This is a genomic window from Ottowia sp. (assembly GCF_047601385.1).
Lineage (GTDB): Bacteria > Pseudomonadota > Gammaproteobacteria > Burkholderiales > Burkholderiaceae_C > Ottowia.
The window spans coordinates 2,620,696-2,643,573 of record NZ_JASGJP010000001.1 but is presented as its reverse complement, the minus strand read 5'-3'; the positions used below and the strand labels follow the sequence as shown (position 1 = coordinate 2,643,573).

Below are 22,878 nucleotides of genomic sequence, written 5' to 3'. Positions count from 1 at the left end.
CGCCATGTCCCAACAATCCACCCGGGCCAACGCGCTGGCGCTGGCCACCATCGCCCTGTGGGCCTCGCTGGCCGCGCTGGGCACCGCGCTGCGGCACGTGCCGCCGTTCCTGCTGACCGGGCTGGGCCTGCTGGCGGGCAGCCTGATCGCGCTGCCCATGGTGCGGTTCGATGTGCGGCGCCTGGCCGTGCCCTGGCCCACGCTGGCGGTGGGCGTGTACGGGCTGTTCGGCTACCACTTTCTGCTGTTCACCGCGCTCGGGCAGGCGCCGGCGGTGGAGACCAACCTGGTGAACTACCTGTGGCCGCTGGGCATCGTGCTGATGGCGCCGCTGCTGCTGCCCGGCGTGCGGCTGGCGCCGGCGCACGTGCTGGCGGCGCTGGCGGGCTTCGCCGGCGCGGCCATCGCCATCCTGGGGCGCGGCGGCGCGGCGGCACCCGCGCCGGGCAACGCCGTGCTGGGCTACGCCTGCTCGGCGGGCGCGGCCTTCATCTGGGCGAGCTACTCGCTGCTGACCAAGCGGCTGGCGCTGACGGGGCGCGACTTTCCCACCGCCGCCATCGGCACCTTCGGGCTGGTGTCGGGCGTGCTGGCGCTCGTCTGCCACGCGCTGCTGGAGCCGCGCGTCGATTTGAGCGCGCGCGACGTGCTGCTGATCGCCGCGCTCGGCCTGGGGCCGCTGGGCGGCGCGTTCTTTCTGTGGGACAAGGCACTGAAGCTGGGCGACGCGCGCCAGATCGGCGTGCTGAGCTACCTGACGCCGCTGCTGTCCACCCTGCTGCTGCTGTGGACCACGGGCCGGCCGCTGTCGTGGAACGTGGCGCTGGCCACGCTGCTGATCCTGGGGGCGGCGGTGGCGGGCACGCGGGCGCGCTGACGCGGAGCGGGGATTTGAATCAAATCAGCCTCCAGCGCTTATGTGGAAAGCGCTGGCAGCTATCGAAGAAATAGCAATTCCGCTGGCCTTCATCGCTTCTGCCACAAGCGCCATGGCGCGCATGGCACGCTCCAGGACACATCAGGACGGCGCCGCGCCGGCAGGCCTGCGCACCCGCCGGCCACTCGAACGCCGTGGGGCCGCGCGCGGCGTGCTCAAGGCGTCGATCATCGCCAGCATCTCGTCGCGGACCGCGTCCAGGCGGATCGCCGGGTCCAGCAGCCATTGCATCATCACGCCGCGCAGCATGCCCAGCAGCAGCACGGCGGTCGCCTTCGGATCGGCGCCGGGATCGACTTCGCCCAGCTCGATCGCGTGACGCAGGTCGCGTTCGAACGCATCGGCCCGCGCGCGGTTGTAGCCGGCGATGATCTCGCCCAGTTCCGGCGCCTCCATGAGACCTTCGGTCATCATCACCAGCAGCGCGCGGGTGGTCGCCCAGTCGTCGTCGCGGCGGTTGAAGTACACGCGGACGTGGGCACGGACCGCATTCAGCCCCGGCTGCGCGGGCGCCTGCATCAGCTTGGTGACGAAGCGGGTGCCGATGCTCGATGCCAGCGCCCGCAGCAGGCCCGCCTTGCTGCCGAAACGCTGCGCCGGCAGGCCCCGGCTGTAACCCGCGGCCTCGCCGACCTCGGCCAGCGTCATGCGCACCGAGCCGCGCCGGGCCACGATCTGCAGCGCCGCCTCCAGCAGCTTCTGCTCGGCCTCTTCCCGCCGCTCGGCCTGCGTCCGGCGGCGGACAGGCGCGGCGGCAGGAGGTCGGGAGGAAGGCGGCCGGGGCATGCGCGCAGCTTAGCGCAGCCGCGGCCACGCCAACCTGTAGGCGATCAGCCGCGCGGGCGCCGCAGGACCCCGGCCGCCGCCAGCCCGTCGATCTCATCCTGCGACAGGCCGGCCTCGCGCAGCACCTCGTCGCCGTGCTCGCCCACCTGGGGCGCCGGCAGCGAGAGCACTGCGGGCGTGCGCTCGAAACGGGCCTGCGGCCGGATGCTGACGATGCGCCCTTCCGTCGGATGGTCCACGTGCTGGAACAGCCCGACGGCCTTCAGGTGCGGATGCTCGGGCAGCTCCTCGATCGCGTACAGGCGCGTCGAGGGAATGTCCAGCCGCTTGAAGAGATGCAGGCAGGCGGCCGTGCTCAGCGTGGCCGTCAGGCCGGCCAGGTCGGCATAGAGTTCGCGCACCCGGTCGTTGCGCTCGTTGCGGTCGTCCAACTGGTACTTCGCCGCCAGGTCCTCTCGCTCGAAGGCGGCGAACAGGGCACGCCAGTGCGTGGCACTGTACGGCAGCACCGCCACATGTCCATCCAGTGTGGGCATGGGCCGCCGGCCGCCGGCAAGCAACCGCGCATAGCCGACCTCGCCCCCCGGCGGATCGAAGGTGAGCCCGCCCATGTGCTCAGCCATGGTGAAGGCGGCCAGCGTCTCGAGCATCGGCACCTCGACGTACTGGCCCTCGCCGCTGCGCGCCTTGTGCACCAGCGCCGCCATCACCGCGTTCGCAGTCGCCAGGCCAGCGATCTTGTCAGCCAGCAGCGTCGGCGCATAGGTGGGCTGGCCACGCTCGCCGCCGATGAGGCTGGCCAAGCCACACGCGGCCTGGATCACGTCGTCGAAGGCAGGCTTGTCGGCGTCGGGGCCGTCCTGGCCGAAGCCGGTGGCGACGCAGTAGACGATGCCCGGGTTCACCGCGGATACCGCCGCATAGCCCAGCCCCAGGCGCTCGACGGCCTTCACGCGCATGTTGTGCACCAGCACGTCGGCCCCGCGGGCCAGGCGCAGCAGCGCGTCGCGGCCCTGCGCCGACTTCAGGTCGAGCGCGATGGAGCGCTTGTTGCGGTTGATCGAGAGGAACACCGAGCTCATGTCCTGGTGCCGCGACACGCCGTTGGCGCGCATCATGTCGCCCTCCAGCGGTTCGACCTTGACGACGTCGGCGCCGCAGTCGCCGAGGATCTGCGTGGCGACCGGGCCGAGCACGACGGCCGTGAGATCGAGGACGCGGATGCCGGCCAGCGGGCCGGTGCGGATAGGAGATGCGGTGGTCATGCCAAATATATTTGTTGATCAGCAAGCATGTTTATATCAGAATGGACGCCACACCGCGACCCTCGCGGACCGAGCAAGGACCCCAGCGAATGCAGGCACTGAACATCAGTCCCGGCGAACTCCCGCCCGAATGCGAGGCGCTGCGCACCGAGGTGCGCGCTTTCCTCGAAGAGCACCTCGCCGGCTGGACCGCGGCGCGGCGGGTGCGCAACTGGTCGGGCCGGGACGCGGCCTTCAGCCGCCTGCTGGCGACAAAGGGCTGGCTGGGCATGACCTGGCCGCGCCGCTACGGCGGCCACGAGCGCAGCATGCTGGAGCGCTACGTCGTGCTGGAGGAACTGCTGGCCGCCGGCGCGCCCGTCGCCGCGCACTGGATCGCCGAGCGACAGAGCGGCCCGCTGCTCATGCGCTTCGCGCCCGACACGCTGGCGCCGCGCATCGTGCCGCAGATCGCGCGCGGCGAGGCCTTCTTCTGCATCGGCATGAGCGAGCCCGATTCGGGCTCCGACCTGGCCTCGGTGCGCACCCACGCGCGGCGCACCGAGCGCGGCTGGCTGATCAACGGCCGCAAGGTCTGGACCACCGGCGCGGCGGAAGCGCACTACATGATCGCCATCGTGCGCACCGGCGAGCGCGGCGAGAACCGGCACGAAGGCCTGTCGCAGCTCCTGGTCGACATGGAGACGCCGGGCCTGACGGTGCGGCCCATCGTCAGCCAGGTCGGCGACCGGGAGTTCAACGAAGTGACCTTCGACGACGTGCTGGTGCCGCACGAGCACCTGATCGGCAACGAGGGCGACGGCTGGAAGCAGGTGGTCACCGAACTGGCCTTCGAGCGCAGCGGCCCGGAGCGCTACCTCAGCAGCACGCAGCTGCTGCTGGAGATGCTCGACGCCGCCGACCCCGGCGACGCGCGGCACGCCGTGGCGCTGGGCCGCGTCACCGCGCGGTACGCGACGCTGCGGCAGATGTCGCTGGGCGTCTCGGCGATGCTGGCCCGCGGCGAGAACCCGGCGCTGGCCGCCGCCGCCGTGAAGGACCAGGGCGCGCTGGTCGAGCAGGCCATGCCCGACATCGCCCACGACCTCTTCGGAGGCTCCGTGCCGCCCGGCTCCCCGCTGGCCGACGCCATGGACTACCTGACACTGGCCGTGCCCTCCTTTTCGCTGCGCGGCGGCACGCGCGAGATCCTGCGCGGCATCCTGGCCAAGGGACTGGACCTCCGATGATCGACCTGATGATGGAAGAAAGCGCCGCGCGCCTGTTCGCCGGCAACGTGGACAAGCCGCTGCTCGAGCGTTTCGAGGCGGGCGTGTTCCCCCAGGCGCTGTGGGACCTGGCCGTGGAGAGCGGCTTCGGGCGGGCCCTGGCGGGCGAGGATGCCGGCGGCATCGGCGCGACCTGGCTCGACGCCTATCCCCTGCTGCGCGGGATCGGCTATTGGCAGGTGCCGCTGCCGCTGTCGGAAACGATGATCGCCGCGCTGCTGCTGTCCGCGGCGGGGTTGGACATCCCGGCCGGGCCGCTGGCGGTGATCGAGCAGGGCCACGGCAACGAGATCTCGACCTCCGGCGCCGGCGGCGCTCTGCGCCTGTCGGGCTGCGCCTCGCGCGTGGCCTGGGCGCGGCATGCGGGCCACGCGCTGGTGTCCCTGCGCAGCGGCGATCTGGCCCTCATCGGCCTGCGCGACACCGCCACCGTGTCGGTCACGCCGGGCACGGACCTTGCACGCGTGCCGGCTGACATGGTCCGCTTCGACGCTGCCCCGATCCTGGCCACAGCCCCCAACCCGCTGCCCGTGCTGGCGCGCCCGGTGCTGCAACTTGGTGCGCTGGCGCGCAGCATGATGATGGTGGGCGCCCTCGAATCGGCGCTGGAGCAATCGGTGCGCTACGCGAACGACCGCATCCAGTTCGGCAAGCCCATCGGCCGCAACCAGGCCATCCAGCAGCCGCTGGCGCTGATGGCGGGCGACGTGTCCGCCGCGCGGGTGGCGACTCTGGTGGCCGCCGCCGACGCGCCGTCAACCGCCCGGCTCGATGCGCCCGCGGCCGAGTTCAGTATCGCCGTCGCCAAGACCCGCTGCGGCGAGGCGGCCACCCGCGGCACCGCGGTCGCGCACCAGACGCATGGCGCGATCGGCTTCACCTACGAGCACCCGCTGAACTTCGCGACACGACGGCTCTGGGCCTGGCGCGACGAGTTCGGCGGCGACGCGTGGTGGGCGCAGCAGCTGGGCCGCGCCGCGATCGGCGCCGGCGGCCGGGGCTTCTGGCCCGGCCTCACCCGCCGCAGCTTTCCGGCACCGCTGGGCCCGGCCTGAGTCCACGGAGCCCTTGTCACAATTCGCATCCACGCCCTCATGACCACACCCCCATCCCTTCCGCAGATCGACGTCCGCATCGACGGCGCCATCGCGACCGTCGAGATACAAAGGCCGCCGCACAACTTTTTCGACATCCCGATGATCTCGGGCATCGCCGATGCGTTCGAGGCGCTGGAAGCCGACCCGGCCTGCCGGGCGATCGTGCTGTGCGCGCAGGGCAAGTCGTTCTGCGCCGGGGCAGACTTCAACAACGACGGCGCGCCGGTGCAGGCGAGCGCACGCGCGATGAACCCGCTGTACTTCGAGGCGATCCGCCTGTTCGCCTGTACCAAACCGGTGGTCGGTGCCATCCACGGCGCGGCGGTCGGCGGCGGCCTGGGCCTGGCGGTGATGGCCGACTTCCGCGTCACCTGCCCCGGGGCGCGCTTCTCGGCCAACTTCAACCGGCTGGGCTTCCACCCGGGCTTCGGGCTGTCGGTGACGCTGCCGCGGCTGGTCGGCGCGCAGCAGGCGGCGCTGCTGTTCTACACCGGCCGCCGCATCGGCGGCGAGGAGGCGCTGCGCATCGGGCTGGCCGACGTGCTGGTGCCGCAGGATCAGGTGCGCACGGCAGCCCGGGAGCTGGCGGCCGAGATCGCCGTCTCCTCGCCCGATGCGGTGCAAAGCACGCGCGCCACGCTGCGCGCGGGCCTGGTCGATGCCATCCGCCAGGCGGTCGCCCGCGAAAGCATCGCGCAGAACCGCCAGTTCAAGATGGAAGACTTCCGCGAAGGCGTCCGCGCCATGACCGAGCGCCGCGCGCCGCGCTTCACGGGGCGATAGGCAGCGGCCGGCCTGACCTCGAAACACTCGGCTGCGAGGTTTGCCATGCGATTCAAGCTGAGACAGATGGAGATCTTCCGGGCAGTGATGACCGGCGGAACCATCAGCGCCGCGGCCAAGCTGCTGCACGTGTCGCAGCCGGCGGTCAGCCGCTCGCTCGCCTACACCGAGCAGAAGCTGGGGCTGATGCTGTTCATGCGCGGCGGCGGTCGGCTGGTCCCGACGGCGGCAGCGCAGCGGCTGCTGGCCGAGGTGGACCGCGTCTACCAGTCGGCCCTGAAGGTCAACGAACTGGCGACCGAACTCGCCACCACTTCGAAAGGGGCGATCCGGCTGCTGTCCAGCCCGTGCCTGGCCGACAACGTGGTGCCGCATGCGATCGCCCGGTTCGCGCAGGCGAACCCGGAGGTGACCATCCGCTACCGCTCGGTGATGTCCACCGACATCCCGCTCGAAATCATCGGCAGCCGATGCGACGTGGCCATCAGCGCCCTGCCGGTCGAGCACCCCGGCCTGCAAAGCTGGCGCCTGTGCAGCGGCCGCATGCTGTGCCTGGCCGGCCGCGACCATCCGCTGGCGAGCCGGCGCAGCGTCAGCGTCAAGGAGCTCGCGGCGATGCCGTACATCTCCTACATCACCGACTCGCCTTTCGGGCTGGCCGTGGCGCGCGAGTTCGAGCACCGCGGCCAGTCCTTCCGCCCCGCGATCTCGGTCGAGCGCAGCCAGGACGCCTACGCCCTGGTGAAGGCCAGCGGAATGCCGGCCCTCGTGGACGAGTTCATCACCTGGGGCGCCGACACCTCGCCGTTCGCGATGCTGCCGCTGGCCGAGACGATCACGACCGACCTGTGGCTGGTCACGTCCAAACACGTGCCGCTGTCGGTGCAGTCGCGCGAGTTCATCGAGATCCTCGAGCAGTCGCTGGCCACCATCGCGCCGGCGCAGTGACGACTCTGCTCCTCAGTCGAGCCCGGGCGGCACGCGCCGATGCCAGTCGGTGACGGCCTGGAAGCTTTCTCCAGCGGCCAGCAGCAGGTCCTCCTGCCACGGCGCGGCGATGAGTTGGACACCCAGCGGCATGCCGTCGGCGTCGAAGCCGCAGGGCAGGGAGATCGCGCAGCCCCCGAGGTAGTTCACCGGGCGGGTGAAGACGGACATCGGCGTGGTGTCTTCATCGACGGCATCAGCCGGCGGCGCACCGAAGGGCACCGTAGGCGTGAGCAGCAGGTCGAAGCCGTCCAGCGCGGCGCGGAAGCGCTGGGTGGTGCGGCAGCGCGCCTCCAGCGCCAGCAGATACCGCGCCGCGGTCACGTCGCGCCCGCCCAGCACCCGGCGGCGCGCCTGTTCGCTGAACGGCAGCAGCGGGTCGCCGATGTACTCGCCGTGCTCGCGGTAGGCCTCGGCCGAGATAATGATGCCCAGGTGCGCGGCCAGGGCACCGAAGTCAACCGGCAACTCGACCGTCTCGACCTGCGTACCCAGCGATCGGAACACCTCCGTGGCGCCCTCCACCGCGCGCGCCGTCGCGGCATCCACCGGCCACGGGTACTGCGACGGCGCCATGCAGGCGATGCGCAGCGCGCGCACCGGCCGCGCCGAAATGCCGAGCCCGCGCTCCTGCGGCACGGGCGCATCCTGCCGGATGAGCGCATAGACCATCGCGGCGTCGCGCGCGGAGCGAGCCATCGGGCCGACGGAGTCGAGCGTGCGCGACAGCGGGATGACGCCGTCCAGGCTGACGCGGCCGAACGTCGTCTTCAGCCCCGTGATCCCGGTCATGGCCGACGGGATGCGCACCGAGCCGCCGGTGTCGGTGCCGATGGCCACCGGCGCCAGGCCGGCCGCGACCGCCACGCCCGAGCCGCTGCTCGACCCGCCGGGCACGCGGTGCGGGCCGTTCCAGCTCCAGGGGTTGCGCGGAGTGCCCATGTGCTCATTGGTGCCCCAGCCGCCGAACGCGAACTCCACCGTGTGCGTCTTGCCGAGCACGATCATGCCCGCCTCGCGCAGCCGCCGGATGACGGCGGCCGTGGACCCGCTGCGCCGCGCGCGCCAGGCGGCCGAGCCGCCGGTCGTTACCCGGCCCTCGAGCTCGCACAGGTCCTTCACCGCCACCGGCACGCCGTGCAGGGGCGAGCGGCACAGTCCGCTCGCGCGCTCCAGGTCCGCGGCACGCGCCTGCGCGATAGCGGCATCCTGGTACACGTCCACGAAAGCGCTCGCCTTCGGGTCGAGCCGGGCGATGCGCTCCAGGCAGGCTCGGGTGATCTCCTCGGATGACAGGGACCGTTCGGCGAGCGCGGCGGACAGGTCCTCCAGGCTCGAAAAGGCAATCGACGACATGGCGCTGGGCGAAGGCATGAGAACGGCGTCGCTCACTTTCTCTCGTTCCAGCCGGGCGCGGGGCTGATGGGCTTGTTCGTCGCCACCGCCGGCGGCCAGACGGCCACCAGGCCCTTGCCCGGCTGCACCTGCATGGTCGGGGTCACCATCTTCAGCTGCTTGCCGGTGGCGTCGATCGCGTACTCGCCCGGCAGCACGGTCAGCTTGCCGGACAGTTCCAGCGCCGCCTTCTTCAGGGCAGCGGCGTCGGTCGATCCCGCCTTGGCGATCATCTGCTCCAGGATGACGCCGGCGCCATAGGCCTGCGCCGTCTGGAAATCGGCCGCGAAGGACGCATTGGGATTCAGTCGCGCATAGGCGTTGAGGAATTTCTCCCGGTCATATCCGGCATTCACCTTCCAATTGATATCGGGGTGAAAAAGGGTTTGCGAATAAATGTAGTCCGCGTCCCTGCCGATTTCCAGGAATTGCGGCGTCGATCCATAATGTATATAGGTGAATGGGAAAAAGATATTCAGTTGTTTCATCTGCCCGATCATGCTGATCAGGTCGGATTCATAACTACAGGGGTAGAAAACCTCGGCGCCCAGCGCCTTGGCCTTCTGCAGGGCGGTGCTGAAATCCTTCTGCCCCTTGGGATAGCGGTCGAACATCACCACCTGCATGCCATGGCCTTCGGCCGTCTTCTTGGACGCCTCGGCCATGCCGGCGGTGAAGGGCTCGTCCGAATAAGGGATGGCGATCTTCTTAAAGCCCAGCTTCGCCGCCAGTTCGATGCTCATCGAGGGCACCGCCGACACCGGCATCTGCGTCGCCGAAACGATGTTCTTGAAACCCTGCTGGTAGATCTGGTCGCTCGCCGCCGACCAGATCACCATGAACTTGGCGAGGCGCTCAGTCACCGTGGCGGCGGCGCCGGTGAGGGTGGAGCCGAAAGGCCCGAACAGCACGTCCACCTTGTCGTCGGTGATCAGTTTTTCGTACACGCGGGTGACCATCTGCTTGTCGCTGCGGTCGTCCAGCTTCACCAGCTCGACCTTGCGCTTGCGGCCACCCACGTCGATGCCGCCGCGGGCATTGACCTCGTCGACCCAGATGTCCACGCCCCGCGTGCCCGACTGCGAAGCCAATGCGAAGGCGCCGGCGGAGGAAACCGTCATCCCGATGCGGATCGGCGGGGCCGCCTGCGCCAGGGCGGGCACGGATGCGAAGCCGGACAGGGCGGCACAGAGAACCGGAATCGTTCCGAGGATGCGGCGGCGGGATGTCATTTCGGGGGCTCCTTCAGTGGATGGGATGAACGGACGGCCGCCATCCTAGACCCCGCCCACCCGTGGTCAAAGTGCCGATTTGTCCGGCCCCATTAACAGATGGTTATTCCCGACAAAACCCTGATGCGGATTAACCAACAGGCATGCCAGCCGCACATCCGCTCATGACACGCATTCGAATCTCTCCGATATAGTCTTTCCCGATGCCCCTGTGAATCCCTGATGACCGCTCCCGCACCCACACCGCCTACCCTGATCCGCCAGATGGCCGACACCGGCCCGCGCCTGCGGATCGCCGGCGCCTTCTTTCTGCTGGTGGCGCTGGGGTTCACGCTGGCGCCGTATTTTTCCGAGAATCTCTCGTTCGCCTTCTACGCCATGCTGTGGGTGGTGATGGCCAGCGCGCTGAACATCATGGCCGGCTTCACCGGCTACATGCCCTTCGGCTTCGTCGCCTTCTACGGCGTGGGCGCCTACGCCGCCGGCATGTGCATCAAGAGCTTCGGCCTGCCGGTCGGCGCGGGCATCGCCGCCGCGGTGGTGGCCGGCATGGTGCTGTCGCTGCTGTTCTCGCCGACCCTGCGGCTGCGCGGGGTCTACTTCGGCATCGTCAGCCTGGCGCTGGCGACCGTCTGCCGGCTCGTCATCATCAACCTCCCCTCCGAGATCACGGGCGGCAGCAGCGGCCTCATGCTGGCCGCGGCCAACGACCCCCGGGCCAGCTATTTCGCGATGCTGGGGCTGCTCGTGGTCACGCTGTCCATCGTGCTGTGGCTCAGCGGCTCTCGGCTGGGCAAGCTGCTGCGCGCGATCCGCGACGACGCGGACGCCGCCGAGGTGCTCGGCGTGAACGTCGGCCGCGCGCGCCTGAAGGCCTGGGTCATCACCGCCGCGCTCGCCGGCGGCGCCGGCGGCATCGAGGCCTGGTACACCAACGTGATCGACCCCGAGGCGGCATTCAACGTGCTGGTCAGCGCCAAAAGCATCGTCTACGCGATGGCCGGCGGCTTCGGCACCATCGTCGGACCGGTAGTGGGCGCGCTGGCGCTGCTGGGCATCGACGACCTGATCTGGCAGCGCTTCCCGCTGCTGAACATGCTGCTGCTGGGCCTGCTGATCCTCGGCCTGATCACCTTCGCGCCGCACGGCCTCGTCGGCACGGCGGTCAAGCGCTGGCCGGCGCTGCGCCGCTACATCGCGTGACGGCCTTGCCCTGCGCCCTCTCTCCGCTCGGTCCCCTTCGATGCTGACGCTCACCCTCCAAGCCCTCGTCAACGGTCTCGTCGTGGGCGCCATCTACGGCCTGATCGCCATCGGCCTGAACCTCATCTTCGGCGTGCTGCGCGTGGTGAATTTCTCGCACGGCGAGTTCGTCGTGGCGGGCTCCTACCTGGCCTGGCTGCTGGTGCACCAGGCCGGCCTGAACCCCTTGCTGGCGGTGCCGGTGGCTTTCGTCGTGTTCGGCGCGGCGGGCTACGGCCTGTACTACCTGCTGGTGCCGCGGCTGCGGCGCTCGGACGACCCCGAATCGGCCTCGCTGCTGGCAACCTACGGCCTGTCGATCGTCGTCGCCGCGACGATGTTGCTGACTTTCGAGGCCGACCCGCGTTCGCTGGGCTACGCGGTCGAGCCGGCGTCGATCGTGATCGGCCCCATCGTCGTACCCACGCTGCGCCTGGTCGCGCTCGCGCTGGTGCTGGTGCTGATGGGGGCGATGAGCTGGTTCCTCTACCGCACGCTGGCCGGCAAGGCGCTGCGCGCGATCACGATGAACCCGGACGCGGTGCAGATCGTCGGCATCAACGTCGGCCGGCTGTCGGCCCTGGCCTTCGGTGTCGGCCTGGGCCTGGCCGCCGTTTCCGGCGTGCTGACGGCGCTGGTCTTTCCCTCGTTCTCGCCCTTCGCCGGGGCCGACTACACGCTGATCGGCTTCATCGTGGTGGTGCTGGGCGGCCTGGGCCATCCGGTGGGGGCGGTGGTGGGCGCGCTGATCTTCGCGGTGACCGAGCAGGTGATGTCCATCTACGTGAATGCATCGCTCGCGCTGGCCGTGGGTTTCGCGGTGCTGGTGTTCGTCCTCTTCGTCAAGCCGAGCGGTCTGTTCGGCAAGACCTACCGTCGCTGAAGGTGCCCGGGTGCTGAAAGTCGAGAACCTCCGCAAGGCCTTCGGCGGGCTGCAGGCGCTCAAGGGCGTCTCGTTCGAGGTGCCGGACCGCGCCATCCTCGGCGTGATCGGCATGAACGGCTCGGGCAAGACCACGCTGCTGAACTGTATCAACGGCCTCTACCAGGCCGACGACGGCCACATCGGCCTCGCCGGCCGGGACGCCACGCGCCAGACGCCGATGCAGGCCGCCCTGCGCGGCATCGGGCGCACGTTCCAGGTTCCGCGCGTCTTTCCCCGGCTGACGCTGGACGAGAACCTCGAGATCGCGCTGATCCCGCACGGCGTCGCGGCCGGCGTCGCGCGCCAGCGCGCCGACTACTGGCTGGAGAAGGTGCTGCTCAAGCGGCTGCGCGCCAACCATGCGTCCGAGCTGTCGGGCGGCCAGCAGAAGCTGCTGGAGCTGGCGCGCATCATGGTGACCGGCCCGCGCCTGATCCTGCTGGACGAACCCTTCGCCGGCGTGAACCCCGAGCTGGCGCTGCTGATGATCGACATCATCCGCAAGATCCCCGCGGAAGACGGCTGCTCGATCATGCTCGTCTCGCACGACCTCACCTCCATCTACCAGCTGTCCGACCACATCATCGTGCTGAACGAGGGCGCCGTCATTTCCGAGGGCGACGCGCAGCACGTCAGGAACGACCCCCTGGTCGTCGAAGCCTACCTGGGAGCCGACTGATGGCCGCCACCGGCATCCGACTGCACGACGTCACGGTGGCCTACCACGGCGACATCACCATCCTCAACGGCGTCCACCTGCACGCGAAGGCGGGCGAGGTGACGGGCATCATCGGCCCCAACGGCGCGGGCAAGTCCACCGTGCTGAAGACCCTGTTCGGCTTCCTGCGCCCGCGCGCGGGCGGGCGCATCGAGCTCGGCGAGCGCGACATCACCACGATGAAGCCGGACCAGCGCGCGGCGCAGGGCGTGGCCTTCGTGCCGCAGAGCCGCAGCCTCTTCGGCGAGCTGTCGGTCGAGGACAACCTGCAGCTGGGCTGCTGGCCCTTCCGCGGCGACAAGGCGCGCATGGCCAAAGCGATGGAGGCGGTGTACGAGCGCTTCCCCATCCTGCGCGAGAAGCGCCGGGCGCCCGCCTCCAGCATGAGCGGCGGCCAGCAGCGCTTCCTGGAACTGGGGCGGGCGCTGCTGCTGGACCCTCAGGTGATCCTGCTCGACGAGCCGACGGCGATGATCGCGCCGAAGCTGTCGAAGGAAATCTACCGCTTCATCCGCACGCTGGCGGACGAGGGGCGCACCGTGGTCCTGGTGGACCAGAACGTGCGCCAGTGCATCAACGTCTCGGACGAGGTGTACATCCTGGAGCTGGGGCGCAACAAGGCGCAGGCGCGCGCCTCGGCCTTCCACGACGCCACGGCGCTGCGCGGCATGATCGCCTCCTGGATGGACTACAAGATCGACTGAAGGGCCGCTTCGCAATGCTCGGCATCGGAAGAAATCCCCCAAATCGGCCTTCAGCGCCCGCCAGACAAGCGCCGCCAGCTATCAATTCAGGATTGCGGCCTGGCCCGCCGGCCGCTCAGGCGCGGCGCTTGAACAGCGCCGAAGCGCCGCTGGCGCGCGCCACCTCGCGCGCCGCGGCCAGCAGTGTGGGGCCCAGCGCCTCCATGCGCTGCGGCGTCAGGCGCACCACCGGGCCGGCGATGGTGATCACGCCGATGGCGCCGCCGTCCGCGCCGAACACCGGCGCCGCCATGGCCGACATGCCGGGCGCGAACACCTCGTTGATCATGCTGAAGCCGCGCTGGCCGGCCGCGCGCACGTAAGCCATCACCTCCTTGAGGGTGGTCGGGGCGTTGGGGCCGTAGTCCTGCGGGCGGCCCAGGCCCTTGCGCGCCACCAGGGCCATCGCCTCGTCCTCCGGGTACGCCGACAGCAGCGCGTGGCCGGCGGCACTGCACGACAGCGCCACCGACAGGCCCATGTCCGGGTCGTAGCGCAGGCCGTGCTTGGCGCCCTGGGCCTTGGCCACGAAGGTCAGGTCCTCGCCGTCCACCACGGCCAGGCGCACCAGCTCGCCCGAGTCGGCCGCCAGCTGGTCCAGCAGCGGCTGCGCCACGTCGACGATGCCGGCGCGGCTGAGGAACGACAGCCCGACCGACACCAGCTTGATGGTCATCAGGTAGTACCCGCTGTGAGCGTCCTGCCGCACGTAGCCGCAGCGGACCAGCTCACTCAGCAGCCGATGGGTGGCCGACAGCGGGATCCCCAGCGCGGCGGCCAGACCGGACAGCGGCACGCCCTCCGGGCGGTCGGCCAGGTACTCCAGTACCTTGAAGCTGCGTTCCAGTGCACCACTCATGCCCGTCTCCGTGTTCCCCGCGCAGGCCCGGCTCGGCTGCGGCAGGGAAATTGTAGCAACCTTCTGGAAGACAATTCTTTTATGGAAATATTTTCCATATTGATTTATCATCGCGCCGACTCGGCGGGGGCCAGCCCGTCCGAGCCCGATATCCACAACAGCAATGGAGACAAACCGTGAAACTCTCTCGAGTCGTGGCCGCCATCGGCCTGTGCGCCGCCTTCGCCGCCCCCGCCTGGGCCCAGCAGGACCGCTTGATCCGCTTTGGCCACCTGAACAACCCTGACCACCCGGTCAGCTTCGGGGTCAAGCGCTTTGCCGAACTGCTGTCCGCCAAGAGCGGCGGCAGGATGAAGGTGCAGGAGTTCCCGTCCAACCAGTTGGGCAACGAGATGCAGCAGCAGTCGGCCCTGCAGGGCGGCGTGCAGCAGATGTCGGCGCCCGCCACCACCTCGCTGGCCGGCATCGTGAAGGAATTCGGGCTGCTCGACTTCCCGTTCACCGTCGCCACCTTCGAGCAGGCCGATGCCCTGCTGGACGGCCCCCTGGGCCAGGCGCTGATCGCCAAGCTGCCTGAAAAGGGCCTGGTCGCGCTGGGCTACTGGGACCTGGGCTTTCGCAACGTCACCAACAGCAAGCACCCGATCACCAAGCCTGAGGACCTGGAGGGCCTGAAGATCCGCGTGATCCCGAACCCGGTGTTCCTGGACACCTTCAAGGCCTTCAAGGCCAACCCCGTGCCGATGCCGTTCGCCGAGCTGTACGGCGCGCTCGAATCCAAGGCCGTGGACGGCCAGGAGAACCCGTTCTCGGTCATCCTGTCGAACAAGTTCTACGAAGTGCAGAAGTTCGTGAGCGGCACCAACCACGTGTACGCCGCCAACATCGTGCTGGTCAGCAAGAAGTTCTGGGACTCGCTCACGCCCGCCGAGCAGAAATGGATGACGGAAGCCGCCGACGAGTCGCGCGGCTACCAGCGCCAGGTCAGCCGCGCGGCGGCGCAGAAGGCCCTGGGCGACCTGCAGGCCAAGGGCGCGCAGTACAACGCGCTGGCGCCGGCCGAGCAGGGCCGCATGCGCCAGATCGCGGCGCCGGTGATCGACAAGTTCGCGGCCCAGTACGACCCGACCATGGTCAAGCTCTACAAGAGCGAGCTCGCCCGCATCCGCAAGCAGTGACGGCCGCGATGAAAATCCTCGTCCTGCACGGCCCCAACCTGAACCTGTTCGGGCGCCGCGAACCCCACATCTACGGCACCACCACGCTGGCGCAGATCAACGAGCGCATCGACAGCCTGGCGCGCGAACTGGGCGTGCAGGTGGAGAAGATCCAGTCCAACCACGAGGGCGAACTGATCGACTTCCTGCATCGGCACATCGACGGCGCGCAGGGCGCCCTGGTCAACCCCGCCGGGCTGACGCAGCACGGCGTGCCGCTGCACGACGCGATCAAGGCGATGCCGTTCCCGGTGCTGGAGGTGCACATGTCCAACATCGCCGCCCGCGAGAGCTGGCGCGCGCACTCCATCATTTCGCCCGCGGTCAAAGGCACGGTCCAGGGCCTGGGGCCGCAGTCGTACCTGGCCGCGTTGCGGGCGCTGGTGGAGATCGTGCGCGAATCGGCGCCCGCCGCCGCCCGCGCCTGACCGGCCGCGGCCGGCGCGGCGGGCAGCGCCCATTGACGCCCCGCGCGCGCCGTCGGCGCGCGCGCAAGCAAGCAGGAGGTAAGGGGACATGAACCGACTCATCGATGGCGCCTGCCGCGCAGTGGAGGCGTTGATCGCCCTCATGCTCGCGGTCATGGTGCTGCTGGTCTTTGGCAACGTGGTGCTGCGCTACGGCTTCAACTCGGGCATCACGATCTCCGAGGAGGTCTCGCGCTGGCTGTTCATCTGGATCACCTTCCTGGGCGCGCTGGTCGCGCTGCGCGAGCGCGCGCACCTGGGCGTGGACATGGTGGTGGGCAGGCTGCCGCCCTGGGGCAAGAAGCTCTGCATGGCCGCCAGCCACCTGCTGATGCTGTACATGCTGTGGCTGCTGTTCCAGGGCAGCGTGGCGCAGACCCGCATCAACTGGGACGTCCAAGCCCCGGTGACGGGCGCCTCGATGGCGGTGGTGTATTCGGTCGGCATCGTGTTCGCCGTGTTTGCGGCGCTCATCCTGCTGCTCGACCTGGCGCGCCTGCTGGCGGGCCGGCTGTCCGACAGCGAGCTGGTGACGATCCAGGAGTCCGAGGAGGCCGCCGCGCTGGCCCAGGTGCTGGGCCCGCAAGCCGACCCGAAGGAGCGTCGGCCATGACCATCGCTGTTTTCCTTGGCGCCCTGCTGCTGGCCATGGCCATCGGCATGCCGATCTCGTTCGCCCTGCTGGCCAGCGGCGTGGCCCTCATGTGGCAGCTCGACCTGTTCGACGCCCAGATCCTGACCCAGAACCTGATCGGCGGCGCCGACAGCTTCCCGCTGCTGGCGGTGCCGTTCTTCATGCTGGCCGGCGAGATCATGAACGTGGGCGGCCTGTCGCGCCGCATCGTGCACCTGGCGCTGGCCCTGGTGGGCCACGTGCGCGGCGGCCTGGGCTACGTGACCATTCTGGCCGGCTGCCTGCTGTCGGCCCTGTCAGGGTCGGCGGTGGCCGATGCGGCGGCCCTGACGGCGCTGCTGCTGCCCATGATGGCCGCCGCCGGCCACGACAAGGCGCGCGCCGGCGGCCTGATCGCCGCCACCGGCATCATCGGCCCGGTGATCCCGCCCAGCATCGGGCTGGTGATCTTCGGCGTGGCGGCCAACGTGTCGATCTCCAGGCTGTTCCTGGCCGCCATCGTGCCGGGCCTGCTGATCGGCGGCGCGCTGTGGATCACCTGGGCCTGGCTGGTGCGCAAGGAGAAGATCGTGCCGCCGCCGCGCAGGAGCGGCCGCGAGATCCTGGCCGCCGCGCGCGGCGCCGGCTGGGCGCTGATGCTGCCGGTGATCATCCTGGTGGGCCTGCGCATGGGCGTGTTCACCCCGACCGAGGCCGCCGTGGTGGCCGCCGTGTACGCCTTCTGCGTGGCCGCCTTCGTGTACCGGGAGATCGGCCTGAAGGACCTGTACGCGGTGTTCGTGAGCTCGGCCAAGACCAGCGCGGTGGTCATGTTCCTGATCGCCGCGGCCATGGTCAGCGCCTGGCTGATCACGGTGGCCGACCTGCCGGCCAAGGTGGTGGACCTGCTGCAACCCTTCATGGGCAGCCAGGTTCTGCTCATGATCGCCATCATGCTGCTGGTGATGGCCGTGGGCACCGCCATGGACATGACGCCGACCATCCTGATCCTGACGCCGGTGCTGATGCCGGTGGTCAAGGCGGCGGGCATCGATCCGGTCTACTTCGGCGTGATGTTCATCATCAACAACTCCATCGGCCTGATCACGCCGCCGGTGGGCGTGGTGCTCAACGTGGTCGCGGGCGTGGGCAGGATGAAGATGGACGACGTGACGCGCGGCGTGCTGCCGTTCATGGCGGCGGAGTTCGCCATCATGTTCGTGATGGTGCTGTTCCCGCAGCTGGTGACGGTGCCGGCCAGGTGGTTCGGCGGCTGAGCGGCGGCGGGCGCTGACGGGATGCTGGCCGCGCGGCGGATCCCGGGCCCCGCGGGCACACCCGGCTCATGAACAAAATAGGCCTCCAGCGCCCGCCTGTCAAGCGCCGACAGCTATCAATATGATTGCAATCACGCCTGGAGCAGTTCCGCCGGCTCGTCGCTCTCCAGCACCGCCTGCGCCCAGGGCGCCAGCTTGCCGGTGTCGGCGCGCAGGATTTCCTGCTTGACGGCGAGGATCTGCGACGGGTGCATCGAGAAGCTGCGCAGCCCCAGGCCCAGCAGCAGCCGCGTCATGCCGGGGTCGCCGGCCATCTCGCCGCACACGGCCACGGGCTTGCCCTGGCGCGCGCCTTCGGCGATGGTGCCGGCCAGCAGGCGCAGCACGGCGGGGTGGAGCTGGTCGTACAGGTGCGCCACCGATTCGTCGGCGCGGTCGATCGCCAGCGTGTACTGGATCAGGTCGTTGGTGCCGATCGACAGAAAGTCGAAGTGCCGCAGGAACAGCCGCAGCGACAACGCCGCCGCCGGCACCTCGATCATGGCGCCGATCTTCACCGGGCCATGCACCACGCCGCGCGCGTCGAGCTGGGCGCGCGCCTTGTCCACCAGCTCCAGCGTCTGGCGGATCTCGCGCAGGTGCGCCAGCATGGGAATCAGCAGGTGCACCTGGCCGTGCGCCGCCGCGCGCAGGATGGCGCGCAGCTGGGTCAGGAACATCGCCGGCTCCGACAGGCTCCAGCGGATGGCGCGCAGGCCCAGCGCGGGGTTCAGGTGGGTGTCGGCGCGGCGGTCGTCGAGCGGCTTGTCGGCGCCGATGTCGATGGTGCGGATGGTCATGGGCATGCCGTGCATGCCGAGCGCGGCGGCGCGGTAGGCGGCGTACTGCTCGTCCTCGTCGGGCAGCTGGCCCTCGCGGCCCATGAACAAAAACTCGGAGCGGAACAGCCCCACGCCGACGGCGCCCACGGCCAGCGCGGCGGCGGTGTCGGCGGGCTGCTCGATGTTGGCGAGCAGCTCGATCTTCTGCCCGTCCAGCGTGACGGCGGGGGTGTTCTTCAGGCGCGACAGGCGGCCGCGCTCCAGCTCGCCCTGGCGCTGCTTGAAGCCGTATTCGGCCAGGATGATGGGCGAGGGATCGACGATCATCACGCCGGCATCGCCGTCGATGACGACCCAGTCGTCCTGCCGCACCAGGTGGCTGGCCGAGCGCGCGCCGACCACGGCCGGGATGTCCATGCTGCGCGCGACGATGGCGGTGTGGCTGGTCTTGCCGCCGACGTCGGTGACGAAGCCGGCGAACACGCTCTTCTTGAATTGCAGCATGTCGGCCGGCGACAGGTCGTGCGCCACCAGCACCAGGGGCACGTCGAGCGTGTCGTCCAGCTCGAAGCCCTGCTGGCGCGGCGCGCGCGGCGGCGGCGCGGCCACGGGCTGGGCGGCGCCCTTCAACTGGCGCAGGATGCGTTCGATCACCTGCTCCAGGTCGGCCTTGCGCTCGCGCAGATAGGGGTCTTCCATCTCGTCGAACTGGCGCGAGACGATTTCGAGCTGCGTGGTCAGCGCCCACTCGGCGTTGTAGAAGCGCTCGGTGACGAACTGCTTGACGCCGGCGCCCAGCATCTCGTCTTGCAGCAGCATCAGGTGCACGTCGAGCAAGGCGTCCAGCTCGGGCGGAGCGTCCTTGGGCATCTCGGCCTGCAGGCGTTGCAGCTCCTCCACCACGGCGTTGCGCGCGGCCCGCATACGCGCCAGCTCGGCCGGCACCTGGTCGGGCTCGACGAAATAGTGCGCCACGTCCACCCGGCTGGAAGCCACCAGCACCGCGCGCCCGATGGCGACCCCGCGCGAGACCGTGATGCCGTGGACGGAGAAGGTCATGGGCGCCGCGCCTCAGAAAGCGAACGTGCAGAGCCAAGACCTCCGGCCGCCGCCGGGCCGTCCCAAGGCGGCCGAGGCCCCCTCGGGGGGCAGCGGACCTCGCGCAGCGGGGAAGCGTGGGGGCCAAGACCTCCGGCCGCCGCCGGGCCGCTCCCAAGGCGGCCGGGGCCCCCTCGGGGGGCAGCGGACCTCGCGCAGCGGGGAAGCGTGGGGGCCAAGACCTCCGGCCGCCGCCGGGCCGCTCCCAAGGCGGCCGGGGCCCCCCTGGGGGGCAGCGGACCTCGCGCAGCAGGAAGCGTGGGGGCCATGACTTCCGGCCGCCGCCGGGCCGCCCCCAAGGCGGCCGGGCCCCCCCTGGAGGGCAGCGGACCTCGCGCAGCGGGAAGCGTGGGGGCCATGACTTCCGGCCGCCGCCGGGCCGCTCCCAAGGCGGCCGGGGCCCCCTCGGGGGGCAGCGGACCACGCGCAGCGGGGAAGCGTGGGGGCTTGTTTCATTCGCCTTCGCCGAACTTGTCGTTGATCAGGGCCAAGAGCGCATCCATCGCCTCCTGCTCCTGCGCCCCGTCCGTTTCGACGACGACCACGCTGCCGAGGCCCGCGGCCAGCATCATCACGCCCATGATGCTCTTGGCGTTGACGCGGCGCTCGCCCCGGCTCATCCACACCTCGCAGGGGTAGCTGCCGGCCAGCTTGGTCAGCTTGGCGGAGGCGCGGGCGTGCAGGCCCAGCTTATTGCTGATGGTGATCTCGTTCCTGGTCATTCGTTGCTCGTCGGCTCTGGTTCTGCGGCGCGGTGGCGGCCACGGGCATGATGCCCTGCGTGCCGCCGGCCAGCGCCTTCTGCGCCATCGACTCCAGCGGCTCGTGCCGGTAGCCCACGGCGCGCAGCAGCATCGGCAGGTTGGCGCCGGCCAGCAGGCGCACGCCGGCGCCGCCTGCCAGGCGCTGCGCCACGTTGCAGGGCGTGGCGCCGAACACGTCGGTCAGCACCAGCACGCCCTGCTCGGCGGGCAGGGCGGCCAGCAGCCCCTGGGCCATGGCCAGCGTCTGCTCGGGGGTGTCGGCGGGCAGCACGTCCAGCGCCCGGACGGCGTCGCCGGCGTCGGGGAACACGTGCAGCGCGCCAGCCCGCAGCGCGCTGGCCAGCGGGGCGTGGGCGATCAGCAGGATGGTGTTCATCGTCGCCCGATTATCGGCGCGCGCCCGGCGCGGGATCCATGCGCGCGCCCGGCGCCGGATCCACGCACGCGCCCAGCGCGAAGTGCAGCCAGGCGCCCAGGCTGATCAGCCCGAACACGGCGAACGCGCCGCGCAGCGCGTCGGCCGGGCGCCAGCCCAGGGCCTCGAAGGCGTCGGCGCCCAGGCCGATGCCCCACTGCACGGCGAAGATGCCCAGGAAGATCATCAGGTTGAAGGCCGACAGCGCGCGCCCCGCCAGGTGCGGCGCGAAGGCCAGCGCCACCACCGGCTGCACCTGCGCCGAGGGGGTGGAGAGCGTGCAGTACAACATCAGCAGCGCGGCGCTCCACGGCCCGGCCGCCTCGCCCAGCGCCACCAGCAGCGCCAGCGCGCCGAAGCTGAAGGGCTGGATGCGCACCACCAGCGCGTCCACCGACACGCCGCGCGCGGCCAGGCGCGGCAGCAGCAGGCCCCAGGCCCAGAAGGTGACGAGCATGCCCAGGTTGATCCAGAACAGCCCGGTGGCCGCCTGCAGCGGCGTGCCGCCGGCCACGCGCGTCAGCCACGGCCCGGCCCACAGCGACTGGATGGCCACCATGCCGCCGAAGCTGAACATGCCCAGCGGCGTGGCATGGCGGAAGTAGGGGTTGCGCAGAATTTCGAGATAAGAGCCTTTTTGGCCTCCAGCGCCCGCCTGTCCAGCGCCAGCAGCTATTGAATTGGGAGCAACCTGCCAGCGCGGCACCACCCGCGCGATCACCGCCATCGCCAGCAGCACCAGCGCCGCCAGGCCCCAGAACAGGCCGCGCCAGCCGATCGCCGGCAGCAGCCACTGCACCGGCAGCGTGGAGGCCAGCATGCCGAGCGAGCCGACCATCAGCATCCAGGCGTTGGCGCGCAGCTGCGCGCCGGGCTTGAGCCAGCGGCGGTAGCCGGTGAGCGGCGCCATCAGGCAGGCCGCCACGCCCACGCCCATCAGCAGGCGCGCGGCCGCCAGCCCGCTGAAGCCGGTGGCGATGGCGAACGTGGCGCAGCCCGCCACCGCCACGCTCAGCAGGCCCAGGATCACCTTCTTCGGCCCGTGGCGGTCGAGCCAGGTGCCCAGCGGCAGCTGCACGGCAGAGAAGCCCAGGAAGTAGCCACCCGCGAGCAGCCCCAGGTCGCGCGCGTGCAGGTGGAACTCGGCCGTCAGCACCGGCGACAGCGTGGCCGTGACGGCGCGCAGCAGCGCCGAGACGAAGTAGGCCAGCGCGAAGGCCAGGAACACCGCCACGGCGGCGCGGCGCGGCAGGGTGGCGTCGGTCGTCATGGCCATCGGATGCCGGCGAAGAAGGCGTCGGCCGCCTCGGGCTGCGGCCGCGGCGCGTACATCACGGCGTGCAGCAGCTCGGTGCCGCCGCCCTCGGCCGCGCGCGCCGTCCACGCGGCCTGCGCCGCCACGGGCTGGCCGCCGGCCTGCCGGCCCTCGGCGGCGAGGCGCTGCGCGTGCGCCAGCGGCAGGCCCCGGGGCGGGCGGAAGTCGCTGCGCCGCACCTCGCCGCCCGCCTGCATGTTGGCCAGCGTGGCCTGCTGCCAGCCGGCCAGCACCTCGTCGGGCGCGCGGCCGGCGGGCAGCCGGGCGGCCATCAGGGCGAAGGTGGCGCCGCCGGCCTCGCAGCCGCTCACTGCCAGCTCGGTGGGCACGCCGCCCAGCGGCACGCTGCGCTGGGCGTGGTCGGGCTTGCAGGGCAGCAGCGCGGCGGCGCCGGTGGGCGGCAGGCCGACTTCGCGCCAGTTCAGCGACGGCGTGCAGCCGGCGAGCAGCGCCGCGCCCAGCACCGCCAGGGGAAAAGAAGACATGGCGGGCATTATGGGCTGCGCCACGCAGGGTGCGATTCGGCCGAATACTATGAATTAAATAGCTGCTGGCGCTTGATGGACGGGCGATGGAGGCCGATTTGGCTCATAAACTTCAGCGCGGCCCGCGATCGGCCCACGGCTTGACCTGGTTCAACTGGCGCGCGGAACC

Annotated in this window: 23 protein-coding genes; 13 read left to right on the top strand and 10 right to left on the bottom strand. The window is 70.4% G+C overall.

The genetic code is table 11. The features are described 5' to 3' along the window. Positions 1–4 precede the first annotated feature (4 nt). Positions 5–877, top strand: coding sequence for a DMT family transporter (locus QM772_RS12920; RefSeq protein WP_415137088.1), 873 nt, complete (start codon positions 5–7; stop codon positions 875–877). A gap of 141 nt (positions 878–1,018) precedes the next feature. On the opposite strand, the gene QM772_RS12915 is transcribed toward QM772_RS12920, so the two are convergent. Together QM772_RS12915 and QM772_RS12910 are read right to left on the bottom strand one after the other, a co-directional pair. Next, a complete protein-coding gene (locus QM772_RS12915; RefSeq protein WP_415137086.1) occupies positions 1,019–1,723 on the bottom strand; it encodes a TetR/AcrR family transcriptional regulator in 705 nt (234 codons plus the stop codon). Between the two features lie 44 nt (positions 1,724–1,767). Then, positions 1,768–2,988, bottom strand: coding sequence for a CaiB/BaiF CoA transferase family protein (locus QM772_RS12910; RefSeq protein WP_415137084.1), 1,221 nt, complete (start codon positions 2,986–2,988; stop codon positions 1,768–1,770). Positions 2,989–3,077: 89 nt separating this feature from the next. Here QM772_RS12910 and QM772_RS12905 point away from each other — a divergent pair, with 89 nt between their 5' ends. Genes QM772_RS12905 through QM772_RS12890 form a run of 4 tightly spaced genes read left to right on the top strand, consistent with a single transcriptional unit; the run spans position 3,078 to position 7,084 of the window. Then, complete coding sequence (locus QM772_RS12905) at positions 3,078–4,217, top strand: acyl-CoA dehydrogenase family protein (protein ID WP_415137082.1); 1,140 nt, start codon at positions 3,078–3,080, stop codon at positions 4,215–4,217. Then, positions 4,214–5,311 (top strand): acyl-CoA dehydrogenase family protein, encoded by a 1,098-nt coding sequence (locus QM772_RS12900; protein ID WP_415137080.1) that lies wholly within the window; start codon positions 4,214–4,216, stop codon positions 5,309–5,311. Before QM772_RS12905 ends, QM772_RS12900 begins: the two co-directional genes overlap by 4 nt. A 39-nt stretch (positions 5,312–5,350) precedes the next feature. Beyond that, positions 5,351–6,136 carry an enoyl-CoA hydratase/isomerase family protein gene (locus QM772_RS12895; RefSeq protein WP_415137079.1) on the top strand — a complete coding sequence of 262 codons (786 nt, stop codon included), beginning with the start codon at positions 5,351–5,353 and terminating at the stop codon, positions 6,134–6,136. A 45-nt stretch (positions 6,137–6,181) separates the two neighbouring features. Further along, positions 6,182–7,084: a LysR family transcriptional regulator gene (locus tag QM772_RS12890; protein WP_415137077.1), complete on the top strand. Its 903-nt coding sequence runs from the start codon at positions 6,182–6,184 to the stop codon at positions 7,082–7,084. A 12-nt stretch (positions 7,085–7,096) separates the two neighbouring features. On the opposite strand, the gene QM772_RS12885 is transcribed toward QM772_RS12890, so the two are convergent. Beyond that, complete coding sequence (locus QM772_RS12885; RefSeq protein ID WP_415137075.1) at positions 7,097–8,515, bottom strand: amidase; 1,419 nt, start codon at positions 8,513–8,515, stop codon at positions 7,097–7,099. Continuing rightward, the gene (locus tag QM772_RS12880; protein ID WP_415137074.1) at positions 8,512–9,750 is read right to left on the bottom strand and encodes an amino acid ABC transporter substrate-binding protein; all 1,239 of its coding nucleotides are present in this window, start codon (positions 9,748–9,750) and stop codon (positions 8,512–8,514) included. The genes QM772_RS12885 and QM772_RS12880 overlap by 4 nt, the downstream gene beginning before the upstream one ends. A gap of 222 nt (positions 9,751–9,972) precedes the next feature. Between QM772_RS12880 and QM772_RS12875 the strand changes: the two genes are divergently transcribed. The 4 genes from QM772_RS12875 to QM772_RS12860 are packed head-to-tail and all read left to right on the top strand — an operon-like array spanning position 9,973 to position 13,339. Continuing rightward, a complete protein-coding gene (locus QM772_RS12875) occupies positions 9,973–10,953 on the top strand; it encodes a branched-chain amino acid ABC transporter permease (protein WP_415137072.1) in 981 nt (326 codons plus the stop codon). A gap of 40 nt (positions 10,954–10,993) precedes the next feature. Beyond that, positions 10,994–11,875 (top strand): branched-chain amino acid ABC transporter permease, encoded by an 882-nt coding sequence (locus QM772_RS12870; protein ID WP_415137070.1) that lies wholly within the window; start codon positions 10,994–10,996, stop codon positions 11,873–11,875. Between the two features lie 10 nt (positions 11,876–11,885). Then, positions 11,886–12,596, top strand: a complete 711-nt coding sequence (locus tag QM772_RS12865; RefSeq protein WP_415137068.1) for an ABC transporter ATP-binding protein — start codon at positions 11,886–11,888, stop codon at positions 12,594–12,596. Further along, positions 12,596–13,339, top strand: coding sequence for an ABC transporter ATP-binding protein (locus QM772_RS12860; protein WP_415137067.1), 744 nt, complete (start codon positions 12,596–12,598; stop codon positions 13,337–13,339). Before QM772_RS12865 ends, QM772_RS12860 begins: the two co-directional genes overlap by 1 nt. 115 nt (positions 13,340–13,454) lie before the next feature. Here QM772_RS12860 and QM772_RS12855 read toward each other — a convergent pair whose 3' ends face one another. Further along, on the bottom strand, positions 13,455–14,237 hold the full coding sequence (locus QM772_RS12855) for an IclR family transcriptional regulator (protein ID WP_415137065.1): 783 nt from the start codon (positions 14,235–14,237) through the stop codon (positions 13,455–13,457). A gap of 176 nt (positions 14,238–14,413) precedes the next feature. On the opposite strand from QM772_RS12855, the gene QM772_RS12850 reads away from it, so the two are divergent. The 4 genes from QM772_RS12850 to QM772_RS12835 all read left to right on the top strand — a co-directional run bounded on the left by QM772_RS12850 (position 14,414) and on the right by QM772_RS12835 (position 17,811). Beyond that, a complete protein-coding gene (locus QM772_RS12850; RefSeq protein WP_415137063.1) occupies positions 14,414–15,415 on the top strand; it encodes a TRAP transporter substrate-binding protein in 1,002 nt (333 codons plus the stop codon). A gap of 8 nt (positions 15,416–15,423) precedes the next feature. Then, a complete protein-coding gene (locus tag QM772_RS12845) occupies positions 15,424–15,882 on the top strand; it encodes a type II 3-dehydroquinate dehydratase (RefSeq protein ID WP_415137061.1) in 459 nt (152 codons plus the stop codon). 88 nt (positions 15,883–15,970) lie between these two features. Next, the gene (locus QM772_RS12840) at positions 15,971–16,534 is read left to right on the top strand and encodes a TRAP transporter small permease (RefSeq protein WP_415137059.1); all 564 of its coding nucleotides are present in this window, start codon (positions 15,971–15,973) and stop codon (positions 16,532–16,534) included. Further along, positions 16,531–17,811, top strand: a complete 1,281-nt coding sequence (locus tag QM772_RS12835) for a TRAP transporter large permease (RefSeq protein WP_415137057.1) — start codon at positions 16,531–16,533, stop codon at positions 17,809–17,811. Before QM772_RS12840 ends, QM772_RS12835 begins: the two co-directional genes overlap by 4 nt. Before the next feature lie 131 nt (positions 17,812–17,942). Here QM772_RS12835 and ptsP read toward each other — a convergent pair whose 3' ends face one another. From ptsP to QM772_RS12810, 5 genes are all read right to left on the bottom strand, one after another. After that, positions 17,943–19,691 carry a phosphoenolpyruvate--protein phosphotransferase gene (gene ptsP, locus QM772_RS12830; protein ID WP_415137055.1) on the bottom strand — a complete coding sequence of 583 codons (1,749 nt, stop codon included), beginning with the start codon at positions 19,689–19,691 and terminating at the stop codon, positions 17,943–17,945. A gap of 491 nt (positions 19,692–20,182) precedes the next feature. Then, positions 20,183–20,452, bottom strand: a complete 270-nt coding sequence (locus QM772_RS12825) for an HPr family phosphocarrier protein (RefSeq protein WP_415137053.1) — start codon at positions 20,450–20,452, stop codon at positions 20,183–20,185. After that, positions 20,421–20,870 carry a PTS sugar transporter subunit IIA gene (locus QM772_RS12820; RefSeq protein WP_415137051.1) on the bottom strand — a complete coding sequence of 150 codons (450 nt, stop codon included), beginning with the start codon at positions 20,868–20,870 and terminating at the stop codon, positions 20,421–20,423. Before QM772_RS12820 ends, QM772_RS12825 begins: the two co-directional genes overlap by 32 nt. Before the next feature lie 10 nt (positions 20,871–20,880). Continuing rightward, positions 20,881–22,179 carry an MFS transporter gene (locus QM772_RS12815; protein WP_415137049.1) on the bottom strand — a complete coding sequence of 433 codons (1,299 nt, stop codon included), beginning with the start codon at positions 22,177–22,179 and terminating at the stop codon, positions 20,881–20,883. Further along, positions 22,176–22,709: a hypothetical protein gene (locus QM772_RS12810; RefSeq protein WP_415137047.1), complete on the bottom strand. Its 534-nt coding sequence runs from the start codon at positions 22,707–22,709 to the stop codon at positions 22,176–22,178. Before QM772_RS12810 ends, QM772_RS12815 begins: the two co-directional genes overlap by 4 nt. Between the last annotated feature and the right edge of the window lie 169 nt (positions 22,710–22,878).

Excerpts from the sequence above, each read along its gene's own strand:
- QM772_RS12915 (WP_415137086.1), bottom strand. The coding sequence starts at position 1,723 with ATGCCCCGGCCGCCTTCCTCCCGACCTCCTGCCGCCGCGCCTGTCCGC.
- QM772_RS12880 (WP_415137074.1), bottom strand. The coding sequence starts at position 9,750 with ATGACATCCCGCCGCCGCATCCTCGGAACGATTCCGGTTCTCTGTGCC.
- QM772_RS12825 (WP_415137053.1), bottom strand. The coding sequence starts at position 20,452 with ATGACCAGGAACGAGATCACCATCAGCAATAAGCTGGGCCTGCACGCC.
- QM772_RS12890 (WP_415137077.1), top strand. The coding sequence starts at position 6,182 with ATGCGATTCAAGCTGAGACAGATGGAGATCTTCCGGGCAGTGATGACC.
- QM772_RS12920 (WP_415137088.1), top strand. The coding sequence starts at position 5 with ATGTCCCAACAATCCACCCGGGCCAACGCGCTGGCGCTGGCCACCATC.
- QM772_RS12875 (WP_415137072.1), top strand. The coding sequence starts at position 9,973 with ATGACCGCTCCCGCACCCACACCGCCTACCCTGATCCGCCAGATGGCC.
- ptsP (WP_415137055.1), bottom strand. The coding sequence starts at position 19,691 with ATGACCTTCTCCGTCCACGGCATCACGGTCTCGCGCGGGGTCGCCATC.
- QM772_RS12910 (WP_415137084.1), bottom strand. The coding sequence starts at position 2,988 with ATGACCACCGCATCTCCTATCCGCACCGGCCCGCTGGCCGGCATCCGC.
- QM772_RS12870 (WP_415137070.1), top strand. The coding sequence starts at position 10,994 with ATGCTGACGCTCACCCTCCAAGCCCTCGTCAACGGTCTCGTCGTGGGC.
- QM772_RS12860 (WP_415137067.1), top strand. The coding sequence starts at position 12,596 with ATGGCCGCCACCGGCATCCGACTGCACGACGTCACGGTGGCCTACCAC.
- QM772_RS12835 (WP_415137057.1), top strand. The coding sequence starts at position 16,531 with ATGACCATCGCTGTTTTCCTTGGCGCCCTGCTGCTGGCCATGGCCATC.
- QM772_RS12810 (WP_415137047.1), bottom strand. The coding sequence starts at position 22,709 with ATGTCTTCTTTTCCCCTGGCGGTGCTGGGCGCGGCGCTGCTCGCCGGC.
- QM772_RS12895 (WP_415137079.1), top strand. The coding sequence starts at position 5,351 with ATGACCACACCCCCATCCCTTCCGCAGATCGACGTCCGCATCGACGGC.
- QM772_RS12855 (WP_415137065.1), bottom strand. The coding sequence starts at position 14,237 with ATGAGTGGTGCACTGGAACGCAGCTTCAAGGTACTGGAGTACCTGGCC.
- QM772_RS12840 (WP_415137059.1), top strand. The coding sequence starts at position 15,971 with ATGAACCGACTCATCGATGGCGCCTGCCGCGCAGTGGAGGCGTTGATC.
- QM772_RS12905 (WP_415137082.1), top strand. The coding sequence starts at position 3,078 with ATGCAGGCACTGAACATCAGTCCCGGCGAACTCCCGCCCGAATGCGAG.
- QM772_RS12845 (WP_415137061.1), top strand. The coding sequence starts at position 15,424 with ATGAAAATCCTCGTCCTGCACGGCCCCAACCTGAACCTGTTCGGGCGC.
- QM772_RS12815 (WP_415137049.1), bottom strand. The coding sequence starts at position 22,179 with ATGACGACCGACGCCACCCTGCCGCGCCGCGCCGCCGTGGCGGTGTTC.
- QM772_RS12900 (WP_415137080.1), top strand. The coding sequence starts at position 4,214 with ATGATCGACCTGATGATGGAAGAAAGCGCCGCGCGCCTGTTCGCCGGC.
- QM772_RS12820 (WP_415137051.1), bottom strand. The coding sequence starts at position 20,870 with ATGAACACCATCCTGCTGATCGCCCACGCCCCGCTGGCCAGCGCGCTG.